Origin of the sequence: Novosphingobium sp. (genome assembly GCF_027489515.1) — a bacterium.
Taxonomy (GTDB): Bacteria; Pseudomonadota; Alphaproteobacteria; order Sphingomonadales; family Sphingomonadaceae; genus Novosphingobium.
The window spans coordinates 47,818-72,487 of the sequence record NZ_JAIXZS010000071.1; the positions used below are offsets into that span (position 1 = coordinate 47,818).

General features: G+C 64.9%; 32 protein-coding genes. 29 read left to right on the forward strand and 3 right to left on the reverse strand.

From position 1 onward, the window contains the following. The first annotated feature begins 29 nt into the window (after nucleotides 1-29). Nucleotides 30-239: a hypothetical protein gene (locus tag Q0082_RS12445; protein WP_006954992.1), complete on the forward strand. Its 210-nt coding sequence runs from the start codon at nucleotides 30-32 to the stop codon at nucleotides 237-239. Here Q0082_RS12445 and Q0082_RS12450 read toward each other — a convergent pair. Beyond that, the gene (locus Q0082_RS12450; RefSeq protein ID WP_298193066.1) at nucleotides 223-411 is read right to left on the reverse strand and encodes a DUF6771 family protein; all 189 of its coding nucleotides are present in this window, start codon (nucleotides 409-411) and stop codon (nucleotides 223-225) included. The two genes, Q0082_RS12445 and Q0082_RS12450, sit on opposite strands and share 17 nt — an antisense overlap. Nucleotides 412-591: 180 nt before the next feature. Here Q0082_RS12450 and Q0082_RS12455 point away from each other — a divergent pair, with 180 nt between their 5' ends. From Q0082_RS12455 to Q0082_RS12530, 16 genes are all read left to right on the forward strand, one after another. Continuing rightward, entirely contained in the window at nucleotides 592-810 is a 219-nt protein-coding gene (locus tag Q0082_RS12455; protein ID WP_298193067.1) for a hypothetical protein, read from the forward strand. A 137-nt stretch (nucleotides 811-947) separates the two neighbouring features. Then, entirely contained in the window at nucleotides 948-3,152 is a 2,205-nt protein-coding gene (locus tag Q0082_RS12460) for a ParB/RepB/Spo0J family partition protein (protein ID WP_298193068.1), read from the forward strand. 66 nt (nucleotides 3,153-3,218) lie between these two features. Next, a complete protein-coding gene (locus tag Q0082_RS12465) occupies nucleotides 3,219-3,413 on the forward strand; it encodes a hypothetical protein (protein WP_298193074.1) in 195 nt (64 codons plus the stop codon). A gap of 84 nt (nucleotides 3,414-3,497) precedes the next feature. Further along, a complete protein-coding gene (locus Q0082_RS12470; RefSeq protein WP_298193076.1) occupies nucleotides 3,498-3,965 on the forward strand; it encodes a DUF6878 family protein in 468 nt (155 codons plus the stop codon). A gap of 10 nt (nucleotides 3,966-3,975) precedes the next feature. Further along, nucleotides 3,976-4,389: a hypothetical protein gene (locus Q0082_RS12475; RefSeq protein WP_298193079.1), complete on the forward strand. Its 414-nt coding sequence runs from the start codon at nucleotides 3,976-3,978 to the stop codon at nucleotides 4,387-4,389. Beyond that, on the forward strand, nucleotides 4,386-4,655 hold the full coding sequence (locus tag Q0082_RS12480; protein WP_298193082.1) for a hypothetical protein: 270 nt from the start codon (nucleotides 4,386-4,388) through the stop codon (nucleotides 4,653-4,655). Before Q0082_RS12475 ends, Q0082_RS12480 begins: the two co-directional genes overlap by 4 nt. 77 nt (nucleotides 4,656-4,732) lie before the next feature. Then, nucleotides 4,733-5,479 carry a hypothetical protein gene (locus Q0082_RS12485; RefSeq protein ID WP_298193084.1) on the forward strand — a complete coding sequence of 249 codons (747 nt, stop codon included), beginning with the start codon at nucleotides 4,733-4,735 and terminating at the stop codon, nucleotides 5,477-5,479. A 76-nt stretch (nucleotides 5,480-5,555) separates the two neighbouring features. Then, nucleotides 5,556-6,029 carry a hypothetical protein gene (locus Q0082_RS12490; RefSeq protein ID WP_298193087.1) on the forward strand — a complete coding sequence of 158 codons (474 nt, stop codon included), beginning with the start codon at nucleotides 5,556-5,558 and terminating at the stop codon, nucleotides 6,027-6,029. Beyond that, entirely contained in the window at nucleotides 6,026-6,829 is an 804-nt protein-coding gene (locus Q0082_RS12495; RefSeq protein WP_298193090.1) for a hypothetical protein, read from the forward strand. Before Q0082_RS12490 ends, Q0082_RS12495 begins: the two co-directional genes overlap by 4 nt. Before the next feature lie 324 nt (nucleotides 6,830-7,153). Next, entirely contained in the window at nucleotides 7,154-7,348 is a 195-nt protein-coding gene (locus Q0082_RS12500) for a hypothetical protein (RefSeq protein ID WP_298193092.1), read from the forward strand. A gap of 94 nt (nucleotides 7,349-7,442) precedes the next feature. Then, the gene (locus tag Q0082_RS12505) at nucleotides 7,443-11,798 is read left to right on the forward strand and encodes a strawberry notch-like NTP hydrolase domain-containing protein (RefSeq protein WP_298193094.1); all 4,356 of its coding nucleotides are present in this window, start codon (nucleotides 7,443-7,445) and stop codon (nucleotides 11,796-11,798) included. An 11-nt stretch (nucleotides 11,799-11,809) separates the two neighbouring features. Next, on the forward strand, nucleotides 11,810-12,871 hold the full coding sequence (locus Q0082_RS12510; protein ID WP_298193097.1) for a toprim domain-containing protein: 1,062 nt from the start codon (nucleotides 11,810-11,812) through the stop codon (nucleotides 12,869-12,871). Nucleotides 12,872-13,239: 368 nt separating this feature from the next. Beyond that, nucleotides 13,240-14,166, forward strand: a complete 927-nt coding sequence (locus Q0082_RS12515; protein ID WP_298193099.1) for a DUF2493 domain-containing protein — start codon at nucleotides 13,240-13,242, stop codon at nucleotides 14,164-14,166. A 108-nt stretch (nucleotides 14,167-14,274) separates the two neighbouring features. Beyond that, nucleotides 14,275-14,460 carry a hypothetical protein gene (locus tag Q0082_RS12520; protein WP_006964210.1) on the forward strand — a complete coding sequence of 62 codons (186 nt, stop codon included), beginning with the start codon at nucleotides 14,275-14,277 and terminating at the stop codon, nucleotides 14,458-14,460. Then, nucleotides 14,457-15,059, forward strand: coding sequence for a DNA-3-methyladenine glycosylase I (locus tag Q0082_RS12525; RefSeq protein ID WP_006964211.1), 603 nt, complete (start codon nucleotides 14,457-14,459; stop codon nucleotides 15,057-15,059). Before Q0082_RS12520 ends, Q0082_RS12525 begins: the two co-directional genes overlap by 4 nt. A gap of 481 nt (nucleotides 15,060-15,540) precedes the next feature. Continuing rightward, the gene (locus Q0082_RS12530; protein WP_298193101.1) at nucleotides 15,541-15,864 is read left to right on the forward strand and encodes a DUF736 family protein; all 324 of its coding nucleotides are present in this window, start codon (nucleotides 15,541-15,543) and stop codon (nucleotides 15,862-15,864) included. Nucleotides 15,865-15,932: 68 nt separating this feature from the next. On the opposite strand, the gene Q0082_RS12535 is transcribed toward Q0082_RS12530, so the two are convergent. Next, a complete protein-coding gene (locus Q0082_RS12535) occupies nucleotides 15,933-16,880 on the reverse strand; it encodes a Shedu immune nuclease family protein (RefSeq protein WP_298193102.1) in 948 nt (315 codons plus the stop codon). A 275-nt stretch (nucleotides 16,881-17,155) separates the two neighbouring features. On the opposite strand from Q0082_RS12535, the gene Q0082_RS12540 reads away from it, so the two are divergent. The 3 genes from Q0082_RS12540 to Q0082_RS12550 all read left to right on the forward strand — a co-directional run bounded on the left by Q0082_RS12540 (nucleotide 17,156) and on the right by Q0082_RS12550 (nucleotide 18,714). Beyond that, nucleotides 17,156-17,317: a hypothetical protein gene (locus tag Q0082_RS12540; protein ID WP_298193104.1), complete on the forward strand. Its 162-nt coding sequence runs from the start codon at nucleotides 17,156-17,158 to the stop codon at nucleotides 17,315-17,317. Between the two features lie 148 nt (nucleotides 17,318-17,465). Then, nucleotides 17,466-17,918 (forward strand): hypothetical protein, encoded by a 453-nt coding sequence (locus Q0082_RS12545; protein WP_298193106.1) that lies wholly within the window; start codon nucleotides 17,466-17,468, stop codon nucleotides 17,916-17,918. 478 nt (nucleotides 17,919-18,396) lie between these two features. Then, a complete protein-coding gene (locus tag Q0082_RS12550) occupies nucleotides 18,397-18,714 on the forward strand; it encodes a DUF736 domain-containing protein (protein ID WP_298193108.1) in 318 nt (105 codons plus the stop codon). Nucleotides 18,715-18,792: 78 nt separating this feature from the next. On the opposite strand, the gene Q0082_RS12555 is transcribed toward Q0082_RS12550, so the two are convergent. After that, on the reverse strand, nucleotides 18,793-19,005 hold the full coding sequence (locus Q0082_RS12555) for a helix-turn-helix transcriptional regulator (RefSeq protein ID WP_298193109.1): 213 nt from the start codon (nucleotides 19,003-19,005) through the stop codon (nucleotides 18,793-18,795). A 394-nt stretch (nucleotides 19,006-19,399) separates the two neighbouring features. Between Q0082_RS12555 and Q0082_RS12560 the strand changes: the two genes are divergently transcribed. The 9 genes from Q0082_RS12560 to Q0082_RS12600 all read left to right on the forward strand — a co-directional run bounded on the left by Q0082_RS12560 (nucleotide 19,400) and on the right by Q0082_RS12600 (nucleotide 24,540). Further along, nucleotides 19,400-19,690, forward strand: a complete 291-nt coding sequence (locus Q0082_RS12560; RefSeq protein ID WP_298193111.1) for a DUF2285 domain-containing protein — start codon at nucleotides 19,400-19,402, stop codon at nucleotides 19,688-19,690. 99 nt (nucleotides 19,691-19,789) lie between these two features. Next, nucleotides 19,790-20,011 carry a DUF6499 domain-containing protein gene (locus Q0082_RS12565; protein WP_298193114.1) on the forward strand — a complete coding sequence of 74 codons (222 nt, stop codon included), beginning with the start codon at nucleotides 19,790-19,792 and terminating at the stop codon, nucleotides 20,009-20,011. 7 nt (nucleotides 20,012-20,018) lie between these two features. Continuing rightward, complete coding sequence (locus Q0082_RS12570) at nucleotides 20,019-20,564, forward strand: DUF2285 domain-containing protein (RefSeq protein ID WP_298193116.1); 546 nt, start codon at nucleotides 20,019-20,021, stop codon at nucleotides 20,562-20,564. Nucleotides 20,565-20,678: 114 nt separating this feature from the next. Next, entirely contained in the window at nucleotides 20,679-20,978 is a 300-nt protein-coding gene (locus Q0082_RS12575; protein ID WP_298193118.1) for a helix-turn-helix domain-containing protein, read from the forward strand. Nucleotides 20,979-20,984: 6 nt separating this feature from the next. Further along, on the forward strand, nucleotides 20,985-21,869 hold the full coding sequence (locus tag Q0082_RS12580) for a replication initiator protein A (RefSeq protein ID WP_298193120.1): 885 nt from the start codon (nucleotides 20,985-20,987) through the stop codon (nucleotides 21,867-21,869). A 445-nt stretch (nucleotides 21,870-22,314) separates the two neighbouring features. Next, entirely contained in the window at nucleotides 22,315-22,791 is a 477-nt protein-coding gene (locus Q0082_RS12585) for a DUF2840 domain-containing protein (RefSeq protein ID WP_298193123.1), read from the forward strand. After that, a complete protein-coding gene (locus Q0082_RS12590; RefSeq protein ID WP_298193125.1) occupies nucleotides 22,791-23,390 on the forward strand; it encodes a S26 family signal peptidase in 600 nt (199 codons plus the stop codon). Before Q0082_RS12585 ends, Q0082_RS12590 begins: the two co-directional genes overlap by 1 nt. Further along, a complete protein-coding gene (locus Q0082_RS12595; protein ID WP_298193128.1) occupies nucleotides 23,381-23,731 on the forward strand; it encodes a DUF736 domain-containing protein in 351 nt (116 codons plus the stop codon). Before Q0082_RS12590 ends, Q0082_RS12595 begins: the two co-directional genes overlap by 10 nt. After that, nucleotides 23,728-24,540, forward strand: a complete 813-nt coding sequence (locus Q0082_RS12600) for a lytic transglycosylase domain-containing protein (RefSeq protein WP_298193130.1) — start codon at nucleotides 23,728-23,730, stop codon at nucleotides 24,538-24,540. The genes Q0082_RS12595 and Q0082_RS12600 overlap by 4 nt, the downstream gene beginning before the upstream one ends. The last annotated feature ends 130 nt before the right edge of the window (nucleotides 24,541-24,670 follow it).

Genomic DNA, 24,670 nt, shown 5'->3' on the forward strand with positions numbered 1-24,670 from the left:
GGAAAGCAATCCTGGTCAAGGAGCCGCCGATGCCCAAAAACCGCCAGACCTTTCATGACCCGCTGGACGAACTGCCGCCGGTCACGATTGAAATCCTCAAGGGCGACCTGTTGCGCTTCACCCAGGTCGATCGCGACGGGCGCACCAATGTCGTGACCTTCTCCGATCGCCTCGCGGTCCGGCGGGGCGTGTTCGATGCCGCGTCGCTCAAGGCCGAAGGACTCAGAGCGGAAGCCTGAACTGGTTGGGGTCGGGCGTGGGCGTTCTTTCCAGCCGTTCGATGATCGTTGCCGCAAGCGTGTCGGCGGCGCGTTCGCGCATCCGCTCGTCCGGCATCGTCAGTCCGACGCGTGCCCATCCCGGCGCCGCCATCAGGATGGCGGACAGTTCATCTCTTTCGATTCGCTCCATGAAAGAAATGGAACATATAGAGAACATAAGGGCAAGACGAATCCGTCCTAGCGTGCCCAGCCCATGCCGGACGGACGATTTCAGGGTAAGGGCAGGCGAGAGATAGAGGGCAGCCGGGAAGTCTCGTGACGGGCAGGAAGCCGGGAGAGAGTCTCGCGGCCGCTCGTCATGGAGAAACCCATGACTCAATCTCGCAAATCGTCGAACCCTGTCATCACTCGCCTGCGCGCCTTCGTCGCTGCATGGCTGGTGATGGAAGCCTCCCCCGACATGGAGGCCGCCGACTATGAGGCGCGGGTCCACGAAACCCGCCTGTCGCCGGGCCTGTCCCTCTTGCTCATCCTCCTGGGCGCGCTCCTGTGCTGGTCGGCAGTTCTGGTTCTGGCCGGTGTGCTGTGAGGGCGAACGCCTGCGCTTCGGGCGAGCAGCGCGGGCCTGCCGGTGGCAGGCCCGATAGAGGGAGAGGAAAGCCGGGTTTTCGTGACGGGCTGGGAGCCGGGAGAGAGTCTTTCGGCGGCCCGTCATGGAGACAAGCCATGGCCAAAGCGCCTCAGAAAATCACCCTCAGCGGCTCGCGCGACATTCCGTTTGACCGTCTGGTCCTGTCCCAGTCCAATGTCCGCCGGGTGAAGGCCGGCGTGTCGATCGGCGAACTGGCGGACGACATCGTGCGCCGCACCCTGCTCCAGAGCCTCAACGTGCGGCCGGTGCTGGACACGGAAGGCCAGGAGACCGGCCAGTTCGAGGTGCCGGCCGGTGGCCGGCGGTTTCGCGCCCTCGAACTGCTGGTCAAGCAGAAGCGTCTCGCCAAGGACGCGCCGATCCCCTGTGTCGTCAAGGCGGCCAATGATGCCGTCACCGCCGAGGAGGACAGCTTTGCGGAAAACACCTTCCGCGAGCAGCTCCATCCGCTCGACCAGTTTCGCGCCATGCAGGCGATGGTCGATAAGGGCGAGGACATCGAGTCGATCGCCGCGCATTTCCTGGTGACCCCAGCGGTCGTGAACCAGCGCCTGCGCCTCGCCAAGGTCTCGCCGACGCTTCACGCGATTTATGCCGAGGATGGCATGACGCTCGAGCAGCTCATGGCCTTCGCAGTCACCGACGATCATGCCCGCCAGGAGCAGGTGTGGGAAATGCTCGCCCACAGCTATAACAAGTCGGGCAGCTATATCCGCAGCAAGCTGACCGAAAATACCGTGCGTGCCGGCGACAAGCGGGTGCGCTTCATCGGCGTCGAGGCCTATGTCGCTGCGGGCGGCTGCGTGATGCGCGACCTCTTCGAGCCCGATGATGGCGGCTGGCTGACCGATCCCGCGCTGCTGGATCGTCTGGTTGGCGAGAAGCTCCAGACCGAGGGCGAGCGCATCGCCGGCGAGGGCTGGAAATGGGTCGCGACCGCGATCGACATGCCCTGGGGCGTCACCAACGGCCTGCGTGAGATCGACGGCGTGGAACTGGCCATGTCCGATGAGGAGCAAGAACGGCTCGCGGCGCTTCAGACCGAGATCGAGGATCTGGAAGCTGAATGGGCCGATGCCCCCGAGGTTCCGGACGAGGTCCAGGCGCGCATCGAAGTGATCGACGCTGCGATCGGCGCGCTGGTCGAACGGCCGGTGACGTTCGAGGCGAAGGACATGGCCATCGCCGGCGCCTTCCTGTCGATCGAGGTCGATGGGACGCTGTGCATCGAGCGCGGCTACGTCCGCCCCGAGGATGAGCCGGTGGTTCAGGCCGATGGCGAGGAAGACGCGGGTGTCGACAGCCAGGGTGGGTATCATGACGGCAATGACGATGGTGACGAGGATGACGGTGCGACCGGCTCCCCGGTTTCCAATGTCGTCGCGATGGGCGCGGCGAGTAGCACCGCTTCCGGGGATGACGACGACGAGGATGGCGAGGTGGTCAAGCCGCTGCCCGACCGGCTCGTCGCCGAACTCACCGCCTGGCGCACGCTGGCATTGCAGGATGCGTTTGCGCAGTCGCCTTCGATGGCTTTCGCGGCGGTGCTGCACGCCTTCGTGCTCGACTGCTTCTATTCCTCGACCTGCGAATCGTGCCTCCAGATCTCGCTCAATGAAGCCTCGTTCGGTTTCTCGGCCACGGGGCTGCGCGACAGCGCACCGGCGCGGGCGATCGCCGAGCGGCACAAGCGCTGGGCCGACCGGCTGCCCGATTCCGACAAAAATCTCTGGGACGCACTGCTGGCGCTCGACGGCAATGAGCAGGCCGGACTCTTCGCGCATTGCGCCTCGAAGGTGCTCAATGCGCAACAGGAGGTGGTACCCAAGTATGACAATGGGCGCATCTCCAAGAGCAGCGTCGAGCGCCGGGTGTCGCACAGCCATGTCCTCGCCAGGGCTGTCGGGCTCGATCTGATCGGTGCGGGCTGGCGGCCGACGGTCGCGGGCTATCTGGGCAGCGTCACCAAGCAGCGGATCATCGCCGACGTGGCCGAGGCGAAGGGCGCGAAGTTTGCCGAGATGATCGACCATCTCAAGAAGGGCGACATGGCCCGCGAGGCCGAGCGGCTGCTGGAGGACAGCGACTGGCTGCCCGAGCCGATGCGCACGCCGGTGCCGGTGGATGCCGCACCGATTGACGCTGCCCAAGGTGAGGAACCGGGGACGCAGGTTGATGAAGCTGAAGCGCTTCCGGCCTTCCTCGACGAGGGGGACCTGGTCGGGGCTGGCACTGCTCCTGGCAATGATGACGACGCTGCGCTGCCGGAAGCGGCCTGATCGTCCGGGTGGGGTGGCGTTTGCTTCCCCGCCTTTCCTCCCAATTCGTTCCTGAAGGATCGACCCATGTCTGTTCCCAATCTTGAGACCGCCAGCGCCGATAGCCTGGCGCCTGTTCTGCATGCCGCCTTGCAACGCCTTGGCCAGCTCGGACGCGAGGGCGCCGTCGCGCTCGCCCGGCTCGTCGCGGATGACGATGCTGATTTCGACGAGGCGGCCGAATGGATCGCCGACATCGCCAGCGGAGCTTTGCGCGAATGACACGCCGTCACCGCCGTTCACCTTCCCCTTTGTTTCAGAGAGTTCGGTCCTCGCATCGGGCTTTCGCCGTTCTGGAGATCCGTCATGACGGACACAACGCAGGCAGCCATCGACATGGATTCGCTCATGTCGAAATATGCGGCCTGGGAAGCCGCCGCCGCCGCGCTCATCCCCGACAACAAGGCTCGGCTCTTCGCCTTCCTCGCCTCAGCCAATATTACGCGCGTCACCGTCCGCTTCGACGGCGAGGGCGATAGCGGCCAGATCGAGGATATCACCGCCTACGCGGGCGACGCCCAAGTCGCCCTGCCCGGCGGCAAAGTGGCCAGCCTCGACCTGCCCTATGGACAAATTGAGCCCGTCGAGCGGTGGCACAGCGCCGAACTGGCGCTCGAGACCATGGCCTATGACCTCCTCAAGGAGAAGCACGATGGCTGGGAAAATTCGGACGGGGCTTACGGCGAATTCACCTTCGACGTCGCCGCCGGCACGATCACGCTCGATTACAATGAGCGGTTCATGTCGTCCGAACAGTATTGCTACAGCTGGTGAGGAGGGAGCGATGGGACATTGCTATCATCATGCGCTGTCGTCGGTCCGCACATGGGGCGGCGTGCCGGAGGACTATCTGCCGCTGCACCAGTGGTTTGATCAGCCCTCGAAGGAGATCACCGCGGACTTCCGGCATCGGGCGCTACGGCACCATGCTCAGGGCATATTCGAACTGGAGAGGGCGTTTGGGGCGACAATCACCATCTCGACCGGCCGGGTCGTTCCCGTCCGGCTGATTGGCGAGCGGCACGTCCGAGAAGATCTGGGGTTCATTCCAAGCTTCGCCGACTGGGTGAGGTGCATTCGCCCCGAACCCTGGATGGGACGCGCACAGCCGATCCACCGCGAGGTCGATCCCTTCGCCGCCGGCGACCCGGGACGACAACCTGCTCCGGCGGCGGCCATCGCGGGAGAAGGGCCATGACCGCCATCTATCCGCTGCGGCTCTTCCTCGATTGTTCGACGGCGCATCTTTCGCCCGATGCGCGCGCCTATGTCGACAGGTCGGACGTGATCGCGTCGCCCACGCCCTATGGCTGGTTCGTCTGGGCCAGCGAAGAGCCCGGCGACGATGTGCCGCCTGAACTCGCGACGATCATGGCGTATGCCCGCTCGCTCGGGGCGGAATACATCAACTTCGACCGCGATGCCGACGAGATCGACGACTTGCCCATCTTCGACTGGGGGTAGCCGGTCGTCGCCTTTCCACCTTTCAATCACCGAGCCCGGCCATCGCGCCGGGCTTTTGCATATCTGGAGACCTGATAATGGCTGACTATCATTCGCCGACCGTCGTGCGCCCGAGCATTCCGGCCGTGGCGATTACGCCGCTCGAACTGGCCCTGCTCACCGCCATGTTCGAGCATGAGCCTGATGGCGACGCGCTCTATTTCTTCGCTACCGAAGGTGCATCGAGCAGTGTCTCGCTCGACATAGCGGAGGCAAAAACGCTGCTTGCCGCCGAAACCATTGTTGAGGGAGAAATCGCCGTCTTTGTGCGGGATCGACTGGCCCAAGCCGGTCCCGATGATGTCGAACTGGAACTCGACCTGTCCGATCTGGATGAGACGCATATCTTCCAGCCGATCGTGCGGCGTTGCGACGCCCTCGATCATGTCGTCATCACCTCGGCCTGGACCTGTACGAAGATGCGACCTGATGGTTTTGGTGGCAGTGTCACCGTCGTGACGGCGGACCATGTCCTGTGGAGCTCCACCAACGAGATGGAGGCGCAATTGCTCGACTGCGCCGACTATGGCGATCTTGGCTGTGCGCCCGGGCACGGCAAGCATCCTGTGCTGGCGCTCGATGAAGCGGAGATCCGCTCCATGGTGGCGGATATCCAGCAGGCCTATGAGGGCACCGATGCCGCCGGCGTCACTGTCAGCGACGACCAGATCAGGCAGGCTTGCATCGCGCTGATCCCGACGCTCCATCTCGATGAGCAGCTTCGCGGGCTTGAGTTCAGCGCTGCCATGGCGGCGATCCGCCTCGCGCGCGTGGCGACCGCCTGACCCTCTTCTCTTTCCCCAAACTCTCTCGAAAGCCCGGCCGTCGCGCCGGGCTTTCGCGTTTCAAGGAGCACGAACAATGTCCGCACAGCATATCTTCGACGCCGCGCCGCTCGGCAGCTTCATCACTTTCTCGAACGGCGAGCCGCGTCCGCCTGAGCGCTTCACCCGCAAATTGCGGGCGTGGAACGAGCAGAACGGAATGGGACGTCTGGTCGAAAAGGTAGCCGGTCGTGACGGCGCCTATCCTTCGCCGGCGACCTTCGCACTGCATCTGGGAAATTATGGCAGCCAGGGCATTATCGTGATGAAGGTTCGTCGGACCTACACCATCACCAGCCAGCTCCGCTTCGCTGTTGCCGAACAGCCCAGAACCGGGATGGTGCGCATCCTGTCCCGCCGCGACGGGCGCGAGGAACTCCACCATCTCGCGTGCGACCGGGCTTCTGCCGAAGCCTGGTTGATGGAGCATCGTTATCGTGACGCGGTCATGGAGGAGGTTGCGGACCCCGATGGAGTAATGCCTCCCGTCAGGTTCGGGAGGGCGGCATGAGCGCGGTCATTCCGGACTATGGCACGAGCGCCGACGGGCATTTCGCCGCCCGGATTGGCGATCTGGCCTATATCGCCATTCCGGCACGGGACGGTTTGCGTTTCGCCTCAGGCTGGCGACTGCGGCGCCCGATCGACGAATGGACCGAGGCTGACGTCTATGGCAGCGAAGGCATGGTTCCCGACGCGGCGGGCTTTCGGGCGCACGTCGAGGATCTCGCGCTCCATCTCACCCAACGCGAAGCCCTTGGCCGCACGGAGGTGCGGATGCGCGTTTCGACGCCTTGGGGGTTGTCGCAGGGTGCGACTATCTATGCCGAGGGTGTGGTCTGCCATTCCACGGCCTCGCATGGCGGGTTCAAGCTGGACCGCACCCGCAACGCCGCGCTGCATCCCGCGCTGAGGCTGAAAGGTGGCTGGTATGAAGAGGATGGGGACTGGGCGCGAGTGGCGGTCGGCTATCCCGATCTCTTCACGGACCGGGAAAAAAGATCAGCCGACCGGACATTGCGCGATTGGGTGCCTGACGCTTGGGAAGCGGTTCATGGCCGGGCACTCGGCATCGAGGAATCCTTCACCCGCGACCGCCAGCGGTTCGCGCGCGAGCATGCCGATGACTGGGTGGTGATCTCGGCTGTCACGTCGAGACAGTATCCGGGCTTCGTCGAGACTATCGCCGCGCTCGGCGGCCATCGTGACGGATCGGACAAGCGCGCCTGGCTCGTGCCGGTCCAAGAATACAGTGCGGGACGAAATGGGTTCGTGATCGATCCCGCGCGGCACGCACCAATTCCCGCCTGACCCAGAGCCCGTTCCGCATGGCGGGACGGGCTTTTCTTATGCCCGCCGACCAGAGCCAGCAGCATACCCGCACTGCGGCATGCTGCTTTGGCACGGCTGTGCCGACCGTCAACGGACAAGTCATTCCCCTGCGGTGACGTCCGGCCGCCATCGCCCTGTCTCCAGGTTTGATCTTCCCGCTCGATCCTTGCCGGTAAGGGGCACGGCCTCGTGTCCGTCAACCCGCAGGGGGTTTCCCTCGCACATGCTCGGTGACGGTCTCATCCGGCCCCTTGTTTTCGGCGTTGGTGGGAATGGTTCCGCCAGAGGAACTGGAGACAGCTCATGACCGACCACACGCCCCCTTATGGTTCCGACGATATCGCGTTCTGGCCCGATGGCACCTGGGGCACGCCCGGCGATGTCCGGGTCGGTGAATATGCGCATATGACCGACGTCAATGAGATCGTGCGCTGTGACGATCATGCCCGTCTCAAGGCGCTGGGCGTCGAGGAAGACCTCGAAATCGATCCCCGGTGAGAGGGAGAGGCTGGGCCGGGAAGGGAGAACCCGGCCGGGGTGAGAGAGCGTCCGGCGGGTTTCTCCTGTTGCGCTCTCCCGGAGACCTTCCCCCATGACCCAGCCTTTGTCCGACGCGGCGCTTCGCACCGCTCCTTCCCCAGCCGCATCCGGATTCGCCACGAAAGGCCTTGCCCTACTGGCTGCCGCACGCGGCCTTCTGCCCGGCCTTGAGGCCGGGCGGCCGATCGATAGCGCAGTGCTGCGCGCCGCCATGGCGGACGCTTTCGGCGGGACCGATGCGGATGGCGCGTGGGACTGGAAAAGCGCCTATGATGCGTGCGAGGCTGCCGAGATCCTGTTCCTGCGCCGCTACGGTCAGACGATCACCGGCCGCTCCCCTGCGAGCGCGCTGGCGCTGATCGAGCGCGTGGCCGGCCTGCTGCCGACGCATACGCGCCGTTCGGAAACCTCGCAGGCACTCCAGCAATATTCAACGCCCCCGGGCCTTGCCTATGTCGCCTCGATCGCGGCTGCGCTGGTTCCCGGCGATCATGTGCTGGAACCCTCCGCCGGCACCGGCATGATGGCCGTCCATGCCCTCCTCGCGCGGGCAGGCCTGACGCTTAACGAGCTGGCCGAGACCCGCGCCGAATTGCTTGGATCTCTGTTTCCCGGCATTGCCGTCTCGCGGCACGACGCCGCCTCGATCGACGATCGGCTGCGGCTTGCTGTGCGCCCGACCGTGGTGATGATGAACCCGCCCTTTTCGGCAGTTGCTCATGTCGACCGGACGATGCGTGACGCTGCGATGCGCCATATCGCCTCGGCGCTGGCCCGTCTCGAACCGGGCGGCCGTCTGGTCGCGATTACCGGCGCGTCCTGCTCGCCGGATGCACCCACCTGGCGCGACGCCTTCGTGAAGTTGCAGGAACATGCCCGCGTTGTGTTCACCGCCGCGATCGACGGGAAGGTCTATGCCAGGCACGGCACGACCATCGACACGCGGTTGACCGTCATCGACAAAGTGCCGGCGGACGATCCCATCGTTCTGCCCACGAGCGCGGGCATCGCGCCCGATACCGCGACGCTGCTGGGCTGGGTGCTCGACCAGGTGCCGCCGCGCTCGCCCGTCACGCCGTCGCCGGTTTCCGTGCTGCCGGTCAGTGCATCGGCGTCTCCGGCTCGCACGAAGACCCGCGCCGTCGTTGCGCCATCGGTGCCGGTGCCAGCCTCGCCGGACTTGGCTGCGATCGAGCTGGCCTATGAGACGATCGACTGGGCGCCGCCCGCCGAACGGCTGAGCGAGGGCATCTACGAACCCTATGCGCTCCAGTCGCTGCGCATCGAGGGTGCGCAGCCGCATCCGACGCCGCTGGTCCAGTCAGCGGCGATGGCCTCGGTCGCGCCGCCCAAACCCTCTTACCGGCCGCATCTTCCGCCGCAGTTGGTGACGCTCGGCATCCTGTCCGACGCGCAACTGGAATCAGTAATTTATGCCGGCGAGGCTCATGCGGGCCATCTGTCCGGCGCGTGGAAGGTCGATGCGACCTGCGATGTCGTGACCGCTGCGCGCGAGGAGGCGGCGGATGCCGTCAAGTTTCGTCGGGGCTGGTTCCTCGGCGACGGCACCGGCGCGGGCAAGGGCCGGCAGGTCGCCGCGATCATCCTCGATAACTGGCTGAAAGGCCGCCGCCGTGCGGTATGGCTGTCGGTCTCGGATCGGTTGCTCGAGGATGCGCAGCGTGACTGGTCGGCGCTCGGACAAGAACGGCTGCTGGTAACGCCGCTCTCGCGCTTCAAGCAGGGCAGCGCTATTCGTCTGGAAGAGGGCGTGCTGTTCACCACCTATGCGACGCTGCGTTCGCAGGACCGTGGCGGCAAGAAATCGCGCGTCGAGCAGATCGTCGCATGGCTGGGGGCGGATTTCGACGGCGTGATCGTGTTCGACGAGGCGCACGCCATGGCCAATGCCGCCGGCGGCAAGGGCGAGCGCGGCGATGTTGCGCCTTCGCAGCAGGGGCGTGCCGGTCTCCGGCTCCAGCATGCGCTGCCCAATGCCCGCATCGTCTATGTCTCGGCCACCGGCGCGACCACGGTGCAGAACCTCGCCTATGCCCAGCGGCTCGGCCTGTGGGGCGGCGACGATTTCCCGTTCGCGACGCGCGGCGAGTTCGTCACCGCGATCGAAAATGGCGGGGTCGCGGCCATGGAGGTGCTGGCCCGCGATCTCAAGGCGTTGGGGCTCTATGCCGCCCGTTCGCTGTCCTTCGACGGTGTCGAATATGAGATGCTCGAGCACCGGCTGACCGGCGAGCAGATCCGCATCTACGACAGCTATGCCTCGGCGTTCGAGGTCATCCATAACAATCTCGACGCCGCGCTCGAAGCCGCTGGCGTCACCAGCGCTGCGCATGGCACCTTGAACCGTCAGGCCAAGGCGCAGGCCAAGTCGGCCTATCAGGGCATGCTCCAGCGCTTCTTCAACCATCTCATCACCAGCATGCAGACGCCCGCCGTCGTGGCCAGCATCGCGCGCGACCTGGATGCGGGCCATGCGGCGGTGGTGCAGATCGTCTCGACCGGCGAGGCGATGCAGGAACGCCGTCTTGCAGAGATCCCGGCGGATGAGTGGAACGACGTCTCGGTGGACATCACGCCGAGGGACGGCGTTCTCTCCTACCTCCAGCACAGCTTCCCGGTGCAACTCTACGAGCCCTTCACCGATGGGGAAGGCAATCTCTCGTCCCGGCCGGTGACTGGCGAGGACGGCAATCCCGTCGTCAATCGCGAGGCGGTGCGCCGCCGCGACGATATGATCGAGCGGCTCGCGGCCCTGCCACCCGTTCCCGGCGCGCTCGACCAGATCGTCCAGCATTTCGGGACGGATATGGTGGCGGAGGTGACGGGCCGCTCGCGCCGCGTGGTGCCGAAGAAGGCCGATGACGGCTCGGTGCGCTTCTCGGTCGAGAACCGTCCGGCCTCCGCCGCGCTGCACGAGACCGACGCCTTCCAGAGCGATAAGAAGCGCATCCTGGTCTTTTCCGAAGCGGGCGGCACGGGCCGCTCCTATCATGCCGATCTCGGCGCGGTGAACCAGCGCCGACGTATCCATTATCTGCTCGAGGCGGGCTGGAAGGCCGATGCCGCGATCCAGGGCTTCGGGCGGACCAACCGGACCAATCAGAAACAGCCGCCGCTGTTCCGGCCGGTCTCGACCGATGTGAAAGCGCAGAAACGCTTCATCTCGACCATCGCCCGGCGTCTGGATTCGCTGGGCGCGATCACGCGCGGCCAGCGCCAGACCGGCGGGCAGAATATGTTCAGCGCGGCGGACAATCTCGAATCCTGGTACGCTCGCGATGCGCTGCGCCAGCTCTATGTCCTGCTCGCGCGCGGCAAGGTCGAGGGCTGTTCGCTCGCCCGCTTCGAAGCGGCGACCGGCCTGTCATTGCTCGACAGCGATGGCGGGTTGAAGGACGAACTGCCCGGGATCAACATCTTCCTCAACCGCATGCTGGCGCTGACCGTCGCCATGCAGAACCTGCTGTTCGAAGCCTTCGAGGGGCTGCTCACCGCGCGGATCGAGCAGGCGCAGGCGTCGGGCAGCTATGAGGTGGGGCTCGAAACCTTGCAGGCCGAGAGCTTCCGCATCGTCGGTCGCGCGCCGATCTACACCCATCCCGGCACCGGGGCGCAGACCGCGCTGCTGACGATCGAGCGCAAGGATCGGCTGACGCCCTTGTCGCTCGCCGATGCGCTGGCCCAGGCCGAGACAAGTGGCGCGAAGCTGCTGGTGAATGCCAAAACCGGCAAGGCCGCGATCCAGCGCCGGGCGCGCAGCGTGACGGATGATGACGGTGCGATCCATCCGCGCGTGCGCCTGGTCTGGCCGCTAACCGACAGCGTGATGGCGGCCGAGATGCTGCTTGCCGGTCATTGGGAAGAAGCGGATCGGGAGACGTTCAGCGCGGCCTGGACGAAGGAGCTGGACAGTCTGCCCACTCACGAGACCTCTAGCCTGCATATGGTGTCGGGGCTGCTGCTCCCGATCTGGAAGCTGCTGCCTGACGAATCGACCCGCGTCTATCGGCTCCAGAGCGACGATGGTGAGCGGATCATCGGTCGCCGCGTGTCTCCGGCCTGGGCAGCGCGCGTCGCCAACGATGACGGGCCGGTCAGACTGTTGGGCGAGGACGCGATGGCCATGCTGATGTCGGGCGAATCCTCGCTGATGCTGGCGCAGAACCAGAAGCTCCAGCGCGTGCGGGCGATGAACGACTGGCGCATCGAACTCACCGGGTTCAACGATCTCGGCGTCGAGCGGCTGAAGACCATGGGCTTGATCTCCGAGATCGTCTCGTGGAAGCTGAAGCTCTATGTGCCGACAGGGGCTGTCGGCGTCGGCGTGCTGGAGGCTCTGCTCGATCGCTTTCCGATCGAACGGGTTCAGGCGCGTCAGGCCGCCTGAGGAGCCCTGTGATGCCCACCCGTATACTGAGTAGCCCCGCCAGCCAGATCGCTTTTGCTCTCGCCGACAACGCTGAGGCGGTCTGCCGCCACTATCTCTCGAAGGGCCGCAAGGAAGGCCGATACTGGCTGGTGGGCGATGTCCGTAATACGCCAGGGCGCAGCCTCTACGTCCGTCTCTCCGCGTCCCCCGACGGGCGCGGGGCGGCGGGCAAATGGACGGACGCGCAGTCCGGCGATCATGGCGATCTGCTCGACATCATCGCTATGGCTCGAAACTGCCGGACCCTACGCGAGACGCTCGCCGAAGCGCGCCATTTTCTGCGTCTGCCCATGCCGCCGACGGTGGCGGATGCGCCTTTACGACGGACCAAGGCGCCGACTGGGACGCCCGAGGCGGCGCGGCGGCTCCATGCCGGTTCCAAGCCGATCGCAGCCAGTCTGGCGCGAACCTATCTCGCCTCCCGGCACATCACCGATCTCACCGGTTGCGAGGCGCTGCGGTTTCACGCTTCCTGCTGGTATCGTGCATCGGACGAGGATGAACCCGACGTCCGGGCCACATGGCCGGCGATGATCGCGGCCGTCACCGATCTCGATGGCAGCATCACGGGCGTCCATCGCACCTGGCTCGCATTCGACGGCTCTGCCAAGGCGCCAATCGCCTATCCCCGCCGCGCCATGGGCGACCTGCTCGGAAACGGGGTGCGGTTCGGGCGTGCCGGTGCGGTGATGATGGCCGGCGAGGGCATCGAGACCCTATTGTCGCTGCGCCAGGCCATGCCCATGATGCCGGGGATCGCGGGGCTTTCTGCCGCCCACCTCGGTGCCATCCTGTTCCCGGCAGGCTTGAAACGCCTCTATGCCGCGCGCGACGACGATCCGGCCGGCGCGGGAGCGCTCAAGACATTGACCGAAAGGGCGATCCCGGCGGGCATCGAGGTCGTGCCGCTCGAACCCAGGCTCGGCGATTTCAACGACGACCTCATGGCCTTCGGACGCGAGCGTCTGGCGGCAGGGCTTCGGGCTCAACTCCGGGCCGGGGATGCCGCACAGTTCCTGACAGTCGGTTGAAGGGCAGCGGATGACAGCGCGGGCTGGGTGGATCATCGCCACCGTCTTCAGCCTGTAGGGACGCCGCGCACTCGGCCTTCGGGAGAGGGCGACTGCGGCAGTCGGCCCGGGACGACAATGGCTACGCGGACGCTATTTTCCGCCGGGACAGTCTGTTGGCGCATTGCCGGTGCAAAAAACCGGTTCCCACTTTTTTGCGCAATGCTTGGCGGTCCCTTTGCATCGCGAGGCAAAATAGCGCCGCTGCGCCATCCTGCGCTTCGCTGCGGCCTCGCCCCATGGGGCGCGGTGCAGTCCCGTTCCGCCCGCCGCTGGCCGTCGCCACGAAGGCCGCGAGAGGCGCGGCGCACAGGCACGGAAGAATTTCGATGACCCACGATGACCAGCCCCAGGATCCGCAGCCCGGCTCCACCGCCTTTCTCCTGCAGGAAATGCAGCTCTTCGGCTACCGGCCCTATGATGATGAACCCGACCATCGCCTGCTACCCGACGAGCGCATCGCCGGCGGCGCGGTCGCCGAGATGTTCGACGCCCTGGTCTCGTGCCTGATCGACACGCGGATCGAACCCGACCTTGAGGATCTTGCCTGGGGCATCGTCAATGTCTTCCACCGTGCGGGCGAACGGATCGAGCGCGAACTCGACGACAATGAGCAGGCGCAAAAACGCATGCAGCGAGAACAGGATGGCAGCGAGGTCAAGTCGGTCGAGTTGGAGCGCGCGATCGCCGAGGGCGTCACGATGCTCGAACGCCGCGACACCATGGAGTTCTTCCGCGACGCCGCCGCGGACCAGTTCCGCATCCATCTGCGCAAGCCCTGGCTTCCCCGTTCCGGTCCGATGGTCAACCACAAGGCGCTGACCTCGGCGGTTCTCGACAGCCGCAAGCATGTCGACAAACGGGCATTCCAGAAGCAGCGCGTGCTCGATCCCGATGGCGTGCGCATCGCCTTCACCGGTGGCGCCGATTTCAACGATCACCAGCGCATCTATGCGGTGCTCGACAAGGTCCATCAGCAACTGCCGTCCATGATCCTCATGCATGGCGCGACCCCGACCGGCGCGGAACGCATTGCCGCCTGTTGGGCACGCGACCGCAATGTGCCGCAGGATCCCTACCGCCCCGACTGGAACCGGCATAAGAAAGCCGCGCCCTTCAAGCGCAACGACGCCATGCTCGAAACCTGTCCCAAGGGCGTCATCGTCTTCCCCGGCACCGGCATCCAGGACAATCTTGCCGACAAGGCAAGGCGGATGGGCATCCGCGTCTGGGATTTCCGGAAACGGGCCGGGTGATCCGGAATTTGAAACGAAACAAGAACAAGAATCTTGCGCTCAGGGACGTCGATGCCCTATCTTATAGATCTGCCGCATGGGCTGGCGGATTCTAGCAGGGGATTTTCGATGACGGGCAAGGCTGCTCGCAACGCCGAGCTTGAAAGGCTTCATAGCGAAGGCGCCAGTTATGCGGCGCTCGGTCGCCAGTTCAACCTATCGCCTGCGCGCGTCACACAGCTGATCGCAAGGGTGAGGCGCATGCGCAAAACCATGGCGCTGCGTCTGGATGCCCCTTTGCGTCACACGACATGAGCGTCCTGTTCACGCCATCTGATGGGCAACCACGCTGCCTGTGGTGTGCGGCGTCGACCGACTATATCGCCTATCATGACAGCGAATGGGGTTTTCCGGTCGACGACGATCGCCGCCTGTTTGAGAAATTGAGTTTGGAAGGCTTCCAGTCCGGCCTGTCCTGGCGGACCATTCTCACCAAGCGCGAGAATTTTCGTGCAGCCTTTGCGAGGTTCGAGATCGATCGCGTTGCGGCCTTTGGAGAGGCCGATGTCGAACGGCTGCTGCAGGACGCAGGCATCGTGCGGCACCGCGGCAAGATCGAGGCCGTGATCAACAATGCTGCCAGGGCGCAGGACCTCGTGCGCGAGGCCGGATCGCTTGCCGCCTATGTCTGGAGCTTCGAGCCGCAGGGCGGGGATATCCCGTATCTCGCCTCGACCTCGCCGGTCTCGGTCGCAATGTCAAAGGATCTGAAGAAGCGCGGCTGGGCGTTCGTCGGCCCCACCACGGTCCATGCCTTCATGCAGGCGATGGGGCTCATCAACGATCATGCCGAAGGCTGCGTCACCCGCGCGAAAGCGCAGCGCGCCCGTGAGGCGTTCCGGCGGCCGGCCTGAACGGATCTTCCCGAATATCGTCCGGCCCATGGCGATGGCGCGATGCAGCCGAGCCCGTTGCGGCACGAACAGCGGTGCTATCGCCGAAGGTTTGCGGGAAAGCGTTGCGCCGCGACTCGCCCACGCGCCGCGCCTGATGCGCGGAGGGCTGATGCGATGCCCCTGAGTCGGCGGTGGGAAAGCTTGCAATTCTGGGGCTGAGGCGTGCGATAGGCATGCGCCACTACAACGGATCTTCAGACAGGTCGGCTATGGCCACAGCGGACTGCCTCCGGGCTGCTGGAGACCAACCCCTCTTTTGTCGCCTGATACGAGCCTCGGCCGCCTGGGCCGTCAACCCCATAGCCACCCCATCAGGCAGGCCTGATGGGGACCCCGACCAGGGGTTCCCCTCCGCTGACGCTCCGGTGACGTCGGCACCCGGTCTCTCCTGTGGGCGCCATCGGGGATGGTCCCCGAGCAACCACAAGGAGTTTTCGTCATGGCCACGATCGCCAACCTCACTGTGAAGAATGACGGCAGCATGGAGGGCATGCTCGCCACCCTGACCGTCCAGGCCCCGATCGCCATCGTCCCCAACGGCCGCAAGGTGAAGGACAGCGAGCCCGACTACCGCATCTTCAGCCGCAAGACCGGCTATGAGCTGGGTGGCGGCTGGAACCGCTTCTCCCAGACCACCGGCGCCGAATATACCTCGGTGTCGCTGATGGCGCCGGAGTTCGACGCTCCGATCTACGGCAACATCGCCAACGCGCCGGGCGACGATCCGGCCAAGAAGGTCATCATCTGGAATCCGCCGGCCTGACCCCCACAGGCCTGCGGCGGCCCCGCCTTCGGGCGGGGCCGAAAGTCTGCAGCGACGCTCGACGGCGGTCAGTCGGAACGGCTTCCCGGTCCTGATTTTTTCTGCCGCGCGATGAATTTCTGAACGGCAGGATGCATGGACTCGTAGAGTGCGGGTTCGGAATCGCGGGTCCATTTATCATTGAAGACCAGAGGCTCGTTCCGTTTCCAGGCATCGATGTCATAGCCTTCGGCGCGCAGGGCGGCCTCTGCGACGTCCGATAGCTCGAGTTCAGCGGGCTTCATGTGCGCGAACATGATGGTCGGCATCGCTTCTGCCGATTGCAGACGGTAGCCGCGGCTGTTCGCGCGCAAGACCGCCTTGGGCTTGTTATATCCCGCCGCAACCTCACGGCGGATCGTGTCATAGGTCATGACCGTGAGATCGCGTTCAGCGCCATAGCCGGCGAGACGCATTTTGCGTGCATCATGATGCTCGAATTCTGCCGAGCGACCGATCACCAGCAGATAGCGAACCGACAGCCGGTGCTGCGCCATCGGCGCAGGCACCATCAGCGGCCGCAGCTTGTCACGCAGTCGATCCGGGTGCTGGCTGACATAGTCGCGCCACACGTCGATCTGTGCGACCGCATCGTTGAATTCGGTACTGAAAGCTTCGTTCTTGCTGGATTTCTTGAAGATGGGCTTGCTGCTGTCTTCCAGTTCCACCAGCACCAGTCGCCACTCGATGCTCGACTTGGTGAGATAGGCGTAGTCGGTTGACCTTTCGCCTACAGGAAACTTGGCGATCACGCTGTTCATGTGAACGCGATGGTTGAGGATGTCCGGCGTCGGCATGAACCGCGTGTTCGCCTCGAAGAACGCCTGCATGGCATTCTCATTCGCGTTCGGCGTCGCGACCAGTTGGTCGAATTCGGCGAGCTTGGCGTCAAGCTCACAAGATAATGGCCTGGGCAAACGTATCTTCTCCCGGATCGCGTCATGACAACATCGCAGACCTTTATGCGGCTCGGCCACCAACTGACCATAATATTCTTCGTGTCGTCAGCGAACGGCTGCGCGGCGCGGCATGGAGCCTGTCGAAGCAGCAAAAGCCCAATCTCACTCGTGTCCGGCGCTGATCCCTGTGGCCGAAGCCCGGCCTCCTTCAATCAACCCGTAAAGGGTCCGCTACGCGTGCGCGTGCGGCCGCTTGGGACAAGCCCGGCGCGGTGATTGCGGCCTGGCTCCGGCCGGCGGGGCACCTGTCGAGCGGAGGATGGTCTTCCGCTCCCCCGACAGGAGTTCAGTCCATGCCGCTCAAGACCGCCCAGTCGCTCGCCTGGAACCTCGCCAGAACACTGATGACGATCATGGTCATCGTACGGAGCGGCCAGGGTTACGCGGTGATGCCCTGGGACGAGTTCGACGGCAATCCAGCCGAACTGGTCCACGAATATGATCCCTTCTCCTGATCGGAAGAGGCGATCTTGCCATTTCGGAGCGACGCGAAATTCGTTTCGCTTCGAGCCTTCAGGCGCTATGATGCCCAGGCAAGACAAGCGCTGTGGAGGTGGTGGCGGGCGCGTCCGACGATCATTCGTCATGCAAAGGACGCATCTCATGACCATCTTTCTCGTACTCGGCCTTTTCGCCGGTCTCTACATGCTCTGGCTGCTCTTCAGCCTCGCTGTCTATGCGTTGCCGCTTTATGCTGGCATTGGCCTTGCCTTCTGGATGCACGGGGCAGGCTTCGGCTATGCCCCCTCGATCCTCGTCGGCTTCGCGGCAGGCTTTGCCACGTTCTTTCTTGGGCAAGTCCTCTTCGCCTTTTCCGGATCGCCGCTGACGCGGCTCGCCATCGCGCTGCTCTTCGCGATTCCCGCCGCCGTTGCCGGTTATCACGCTGTCCATGGCGTGCTGGGGCTCGCGATCGATCCCGGCGCGACGCTCACCATCCTGAGCGGTCTGGGCGCAACCCTGATCGCGGGGACAGCCTGGACCCGGCTCACGGGCTTCGAGGTGAACGGGCCGGTTCCGCAGCCCATGACGCCATCGCTTCCCGCTGCCGAATAAGCGCGGCGTGAGGTGCGCCAGGCGGGACGAGGCTTGCCCCCGGGGAACGGTCATCGATGGCGCTCTCATCGCGGCGTCCGGTGCCCCTGCAACAGGAGCGGACGGCGTGGCCGTCCGCGCTTCCCGGCGTAGACGAAGGCGGGCCTGACCTCCGGGCTTGGATCTTCCCCCATGCGTCCCCGATTTCCATGGCCGGTATCGCCAACCTGTTCATCCCACTGCCGGCCGGCGCCAGAGCGGCCTCGTTCAATGCGCGTCATGCCGCCAGGATCGCGTTCCGCTCGACGGTCTTACCGCAACAGGTGATCGCCCATTTTCTTCCCCCGGCGTGCCGCCGTTCCTCGCGAACCAAGAAAATGGGCGATCACCTGTCCTCCGCTCTGCTGCGGGCCAAAGGCTGCGGCGTCCGTCGCCTGCCGGCTCCCTTTGCGCATCGAGGCCGCGATGGTCGCGGCTCGGAGCAAAAGGACAACAGGCAATGGCAAGGATCGGCACTTTCAAGAAGACCTCGGGCGAACTCAAGGGCGACATCGTCACGCTCGGACTTCAGGCCAAGGGCGTTCGTTTTGTCCCGGACAACGAGGCAAGCGGCAACGCTCCCAGCCACCGCGTCTATATGGGGGATACCGAGGTCGGCGCCGCGTGGGAAAAGCGGACAAGCGATGACCGCCCCTATCTCTCGGTCAAGCTCGATGATCCCAGTTTCGTCGCACCGATCTTCGCGCAGCTCTTCCAGGCGGAAGATGGCACGTATGATCTGGTCTGGAACCGGCCTGTCCGTCGGGCGCGGGATTGAGCGGGTCAGGGCGTCACCCGGTACGAACCGGGTGACGCCGCTGCGCGTCCCGAAAACGGCGCCGGATCGCGGCAGGGTTCAATCGTCGGGCCTGAGAAGGTCGAGATGACTGACGCCCAGCGCCCGCGACAGTTCATAGAGCGTGATGACGGTCGGGTTGCGCCGTCCTCGTTCGAGGCTGCTCAGATATTGTTGACTGAACCCCGAGCGGGCCTCGACCTCCTCCTGCGTCAGGCCTTTTTCCCGACGCAGGCGACCAAAATTCCGACCTACCAGCAAGCGCATGTCCATGCGCTTATGGATCGGCAATTACATACTATAAGTTTATCAACTATAGTATGTAATGGTGAATCCGGGACGATGATGATGGCCAATCGGGACAAGACGGTCGTGACCTTGCGCATCCAGGATGCGGATTGCCGGCGCGGGTTCGACTCGAACTGGGCCGCGGCGGAAATGATCCTGCCGTTCCGCCCGGCAGCGTTTCCGCCGCCCGCGACAGGCTTAACCCTCTCTAAACCTGTCGAAACTAGCTGCGGGCGAAAGAGTCGTCCCGGCGCTGTCATGACGTTAAATATGAACCATCCAGAATGGAGGGTTCGCAAGGGCGGCGCAACGGCCCGCGTCTCGCCGCGTCATACGCGGCATCGGGCGGTGGCTTGGGGGAGAGGGAGGATGTTTGCGCATGACGATCGTGCCTTTCGAGGACATGCCGCCTGAGGGTAACGTCCTCACATCTTATGATCTGGCGCATCTTGCGCTCTACATCGAACTGCTCGATGCCGCGAAAGCCCCGGACCCGTCCTGGCAAAGGATCACTGCGGTCCTGTTCGGGATCGACGCGGTGGCCGAACCTGACCGGGCCTTACGCGTCTATGCGAGCCATCTCGCCCGCGCGCGCTGGATGACAGAGGTCGGATACCGGCAGCTGGCCGCCATGGAAGCGCCGCGCCGCGACTCGCCTGACGACACCTGAAAAAGCGCCTCCCATTGCGCCGTTGACGCCGTAAGGCTGCATTATTCAAAGCCCTTCGCCGCGATAGCCTGCTTTCCCAAAAACATAAGGGAGGGGACCATGTCGCATGCCGACACCTGGCGCGCGGGAGAACCCGCGCGCCTTCCCGACAAGGCCGATATCGGCGTTGCCGCTTTTGAATTCCTGCGGCGTAATCCTGCTTACGCCCATGACTTCGAACAGATCGCCGGTCGGAAAAATCCCGATCGAAAGGAGGAAGCCGTCACCGCCCAGCGGTGGGGGCTGCGATTTCCTAGTCGATCCCGAGCGTCCCGCGCCTGATGACAGGGTGATCTGGCGGGCTGACGTCAATCGTTTCACGGTCCTGATCGGCCGTGCTCCCGCTCAGTTCGACGAGCGTTCGCTGATCGCGCTGGACAGGCTCCCCGCCCTGACTCTTGTCGAGGAGGGCGATGACGGCACCCATGCCGTGGTGGGCCAGTGTGAGACGATCACGCATCTGCGCATCGAACCCGATGCGCGCCGATGGGGCTCCATCCTGCTGCCGTTCGAGGCGCCGAACCGCACCCGTGCCCGCGCCGCTCAGTGGCTGGTGGCGCGGCTCGGCGGAGAGACGCGCGAGCCTTCTCCCGAAGCTCTCTGGGACAACATGACGCGGCGCTCCCATCTTCGCATTCTCCTAAGCCTTTTCGACGGTACGCGTGCGGGCATTCCCTTGCGCGAACTCGCCGCCCATCTCGTCGATCCCACTATCGGCTCCATGTCGGCAGCGGACTGGGTCGATAGTGCCGACCGCAAGCGCCTGCGCCGCTGGCTCGGTGAGGCGAGGCGGCTCGTCGAGGGAGGATATCGCACCCTGCTGGGCGGCCCATAGGGACATAATTTCTTTTTCTGCCTGTCCCTTCTTCGACGCCCCCGTACTCGCCAATCCTGCCCTCCTCATCGCCGGTCAGCGCCGTTGCTGCCGGTCCTTGTCAGGAGGACGCCAATGGAACCCGAGCACCCCGCCGCTCGTCCACGCTATCTCGCACAGCCCAATCCGGACGCCATCGTCCGGCCCCGCTACCTCAAAACTCCCGACGCCGCGACCCATCTGGGCCTGTCGCCCCGTACCCTCGAAAAGCATCGCTGCTACGGAACCGGACCGGTCTATCGTCGGCTCGGCGGCCGGATCGTCTATGCCATCGACGATCTCGACGCCTGGGCGACGAGGGGAACCCGCAAATCGACCTCCGATCCTGGCGTCGGCATTGTGCTGCCCGCGCAGCGCCGGTTCCGGCAGGGCTGACCGGCGATGTCGCCGCCCGCTCACCCTGACGTTCGCGAGCGCGCCCAACTCGACCTCTTCCGGTCGATCCCGGGAAACCTCGCCCCGCGTGACGCGCAGGATCTCATGTCCTGGCCCTTCTTCAGCCTCGCCAAGCGCAAGCGCACGGCGCCGATCGATTTTCGCATGGGCGAGACCTGGATCTCAGTCGAGGCCGTCCCGGAGCATGGCATGGCCACGATCTGGGATGCCGATGTCCTGATCTGGGCGGCGAGCCAGATCGTCGAAGCCCGCGACGCCGGTCGACCAACGTCGAGGCTGATGGTGACGACACCCCATGAAATCCTGGCCTTCACCGGGCGCAGCATCGGCCGCGATCATTATGATCGCCTGAAGGCTGCGCTCGATCGGCTGCAATCGACCACTGTCGCCACCTCGATCCGCCAGCAGCATCAACGCCGTCGCCACCGCTTCTCCTGGATCAACGAATGGCGCGAACTGGCCGACAACCAAGGGCGCCCGCTCGGCATCGAAATGATCCTTCCAGACTGGTTCTACGCCGGCGTTGTCGACCGCGCGCTCGTGTTGACGATCGACCGGGCATATTTCGATCTCACCGGCGGCCTTGAGCGCTGGCTTTACCGTCTCGTGCGCAAGCATGGCGGACACCAGCCGGGGGGCTGGAGCTTCGACATCGCGCATCTCCACCTGAAGTCGGGGGCGCTTTCGCCGCTCAAGCAGTTCGCGTTCGAAGTCCGCGCGATCGTCCGGCGGCAATCCCTTCCCGGTTACATCCTCACCATCGAATATGGCTTTGGCCGCGAACGATTGAACTTCGTGGCGAAACCGGTCGATCCGCTGATCCGCGCCATGCGCCGTCTTAAACTGACGCCTGTGGATAACCGGCCATGAGACCTGGCCTATTAAAAACCGCCGCACCTGGCCGATTGAAAACCGGTCCCTTGGCCTATGAAAAACCCGAGCAGCTCGCGACTCGCCGGATTTCCGCCGTGAATCCGCCCCCTTCTAACGATGCTAACAACAGAGTCCTTCGGACTCTTGCTAACCTGCTGCCGGGTTGTGGAGAATTTGCGCTGGGATGGCGAACCCGCCGTCACGGACGAGGCCGAGGGGCGACCATGACGCGGCTCTCCGGCGACGGCTTCGCAGCCGCTGTCATCGAGGCCCACTGCGCCACGGACCGCCGCGATCCCGCCAGCGGAATCCATTTCGCCGAAGCGGGCCGCGCGCGCCTCGCCGTAACGTTGCCGAAAGCTGGTGCGCTCGTGGCATCCCACCCTCTTGCCGGAGATCTTCCATGACCCGATCGCCTGTTGGCGCACATGCGCCTGCGCGTATGACGCCGCCAGGTCGTGAACCGCGCACTGAGATCGAGCTGATCTGGATCGAGAAGCGGCTGGAACACTGGATACGCTTTGGTCGCATTGCAAGCGAGCGCATCCTTACCCGCAAGACGCGCGTTGTCGCTTTCCGGCCCGATGCCGTCATCGCCTTCGTGCGCTGGTCGGCCAATGACTATGGCACCGTCCATTCGCGTATCGACATCCTGCGCGCGGTCCGCAGCCGTGAGCCCTATACGACCGTGCCGTTCGTGCGGCCGGGTGGCGAACTGCTGCTCTCGATCCAGGGCTGGCCGAGAGTCCGCTCGGTGATCGAAGCGATCGACCAGGTGGAATCCGTGGGGCTCGATCCCTGCGATATCGCGCCCGATCATTGGCGCCATGTCCACAACCGGCTGAGTGCGGGCGAAGCGTTCCGCGCCTACACGGCGGAGCGCCATCAAGCATGGCTCAAGCGCAAGGCGCTCGGGTAATGAGCCGGCTTCCGCTCTCGCATTATGTGCCGCATCTGACCGGCGTGGCGATCGGCATGGCGCTGAGCACGCTCATCCTGCCCATGCCCAAACTGCTGCTGTGGAATGCCAGCGCGAGCGCACCGACTGGGCTCTATGCGATCAATCCGCTGCGCAAACCGGCGGTTGGCGATATGGTCGCTGTCACGCCGCCGCCGGCGCTTGGCCGGGTCATGGCCGAGCGCCATTATCTGCCCATCGGCGTGCCGCTCCTCAAACATGTCGCCGCGCGTCCCGGTGCGCAGATCTGTCGCCGCTTTGCGACGGTGACGATCGACGGGCGCCGCGTCGCCATCGCGAAACCCGCCGACAGCCATGGCCGACCGTTGCCGGTCTGGCGCGGTTGCCGCGTGCTGCGCGATGGCGAGCTGTTCCTGCTCAACCCGGCTCCCGACAGTTTCGACGGACGCTATTTCGGAGCCGTTCCGGCCACAGGCCTGCTCGGTCGCGCGACGCCGATCCTCACTCGCGACACGCCGCACGCGCCGCTGCGCTGGCGTGGCGGCTGCGCATGTTCTGCGCATTCCATCACCCCTGAAGGAGACGTTCCATGCAGATAGGTTGCTTTGAACAGTCTGGCGACGGTTTCGTCGGTCGTTTGCTGACACTCACGCTCGACGTACCGCTACGGCTCGTGCCGACCGGCTTTACCGGGCATGGCCGAGCGCCAGATTGGCGTGTCCATCTCGCCGACGACGGCGCGCCTGAAGGCATTGGACTGGAAGTAGGATCGGGCTGGAATCATGATGGCAAGGCAGGTGGTTTCATCACCGTCCAGCTCGATTGTCCGTCCTTTCCGCGCCCGGTTCGCGCCAATCTTCTGCGCTCCCACCGCGATGACGAAGCGCATGTCCTGCTCTGGTCGCCGCGTCTGCGGCGGCCCAAGGCGGAGCAGGCATGATGCGTATCCGTTTCGCGCTGCGTCCTCACCGCCGAGCCTTTCGCCGTGCTGTCGCTTCGGCGTTTGCCGGTAGCGCCGCCTTCCTCTTACCGGCCCTCTTGCTGTTGTCCCCGGACGCCGCCGTCGCGCAGGTCACGACCGTCGCCGGTCATCCCTATTCCGGCCACGTCACCGAAGCGGCGCAACGCTTCGGCATCCCGGAGGCGTGGATCTGGGCCGTGATGCGCGTTGAGAGCAATGGCGATCCGAGGGCGATCTCACGCGTCGGCGCCTTGGGTTTGATGCAGCTCATGCCGGCGACCTGGGCGACGATGACCATGCGCTATGGTCTGGGCGATAATGCATGGGATGCGCGCGCCAATATTCTTGGCGGTGCTGCCTATCTGCGCGAAATGGTCGACCGCTATGGCGATCTCTCCGCCGCGCTCGCCGCCTACAATGCCGGGCCGGGCCGCGTCGATGACTGGCGCACGCGCGGTCGCGCTTTGCCCGCCGAGACCATTGCCTATGTCGCAAAGATCGCGCCGATGGTCGGCACGTCCGCCGTCGCTGCGCCCGCCGGTCTGTCTGCCGGATCGCGCGCGCCGATCGCACCGGTCGCGCCGTCCTGGCGCAGCGCGACGTTGTTCGTGCTGCGCGGCAACGGCGAACCGGACCGCGACGAAGCGGCATCGGGCGCTACGTCGCCCGCGCCGACCGAGCGGCTGGTCGCCGTCCCCTCTGCGCCGCCTGCCATGCGGTCTTCGCGCCCCGCCATCCCCGCTGCGCACGGGCTGTTCGCGCCTGTGTCCGGGAGCAGCGAGCAATGAGCCGCGCTGGCGTTCGTCGGCGTCTTTCAGCGCAGGATGGAAAGCGCTGGAAAGGAAGGCAAGTCACAGGAATCGAAAGAAAAATGGGATGGCGAGATAAAAGGCATGCCACCTGCGCGGTGTCATATGC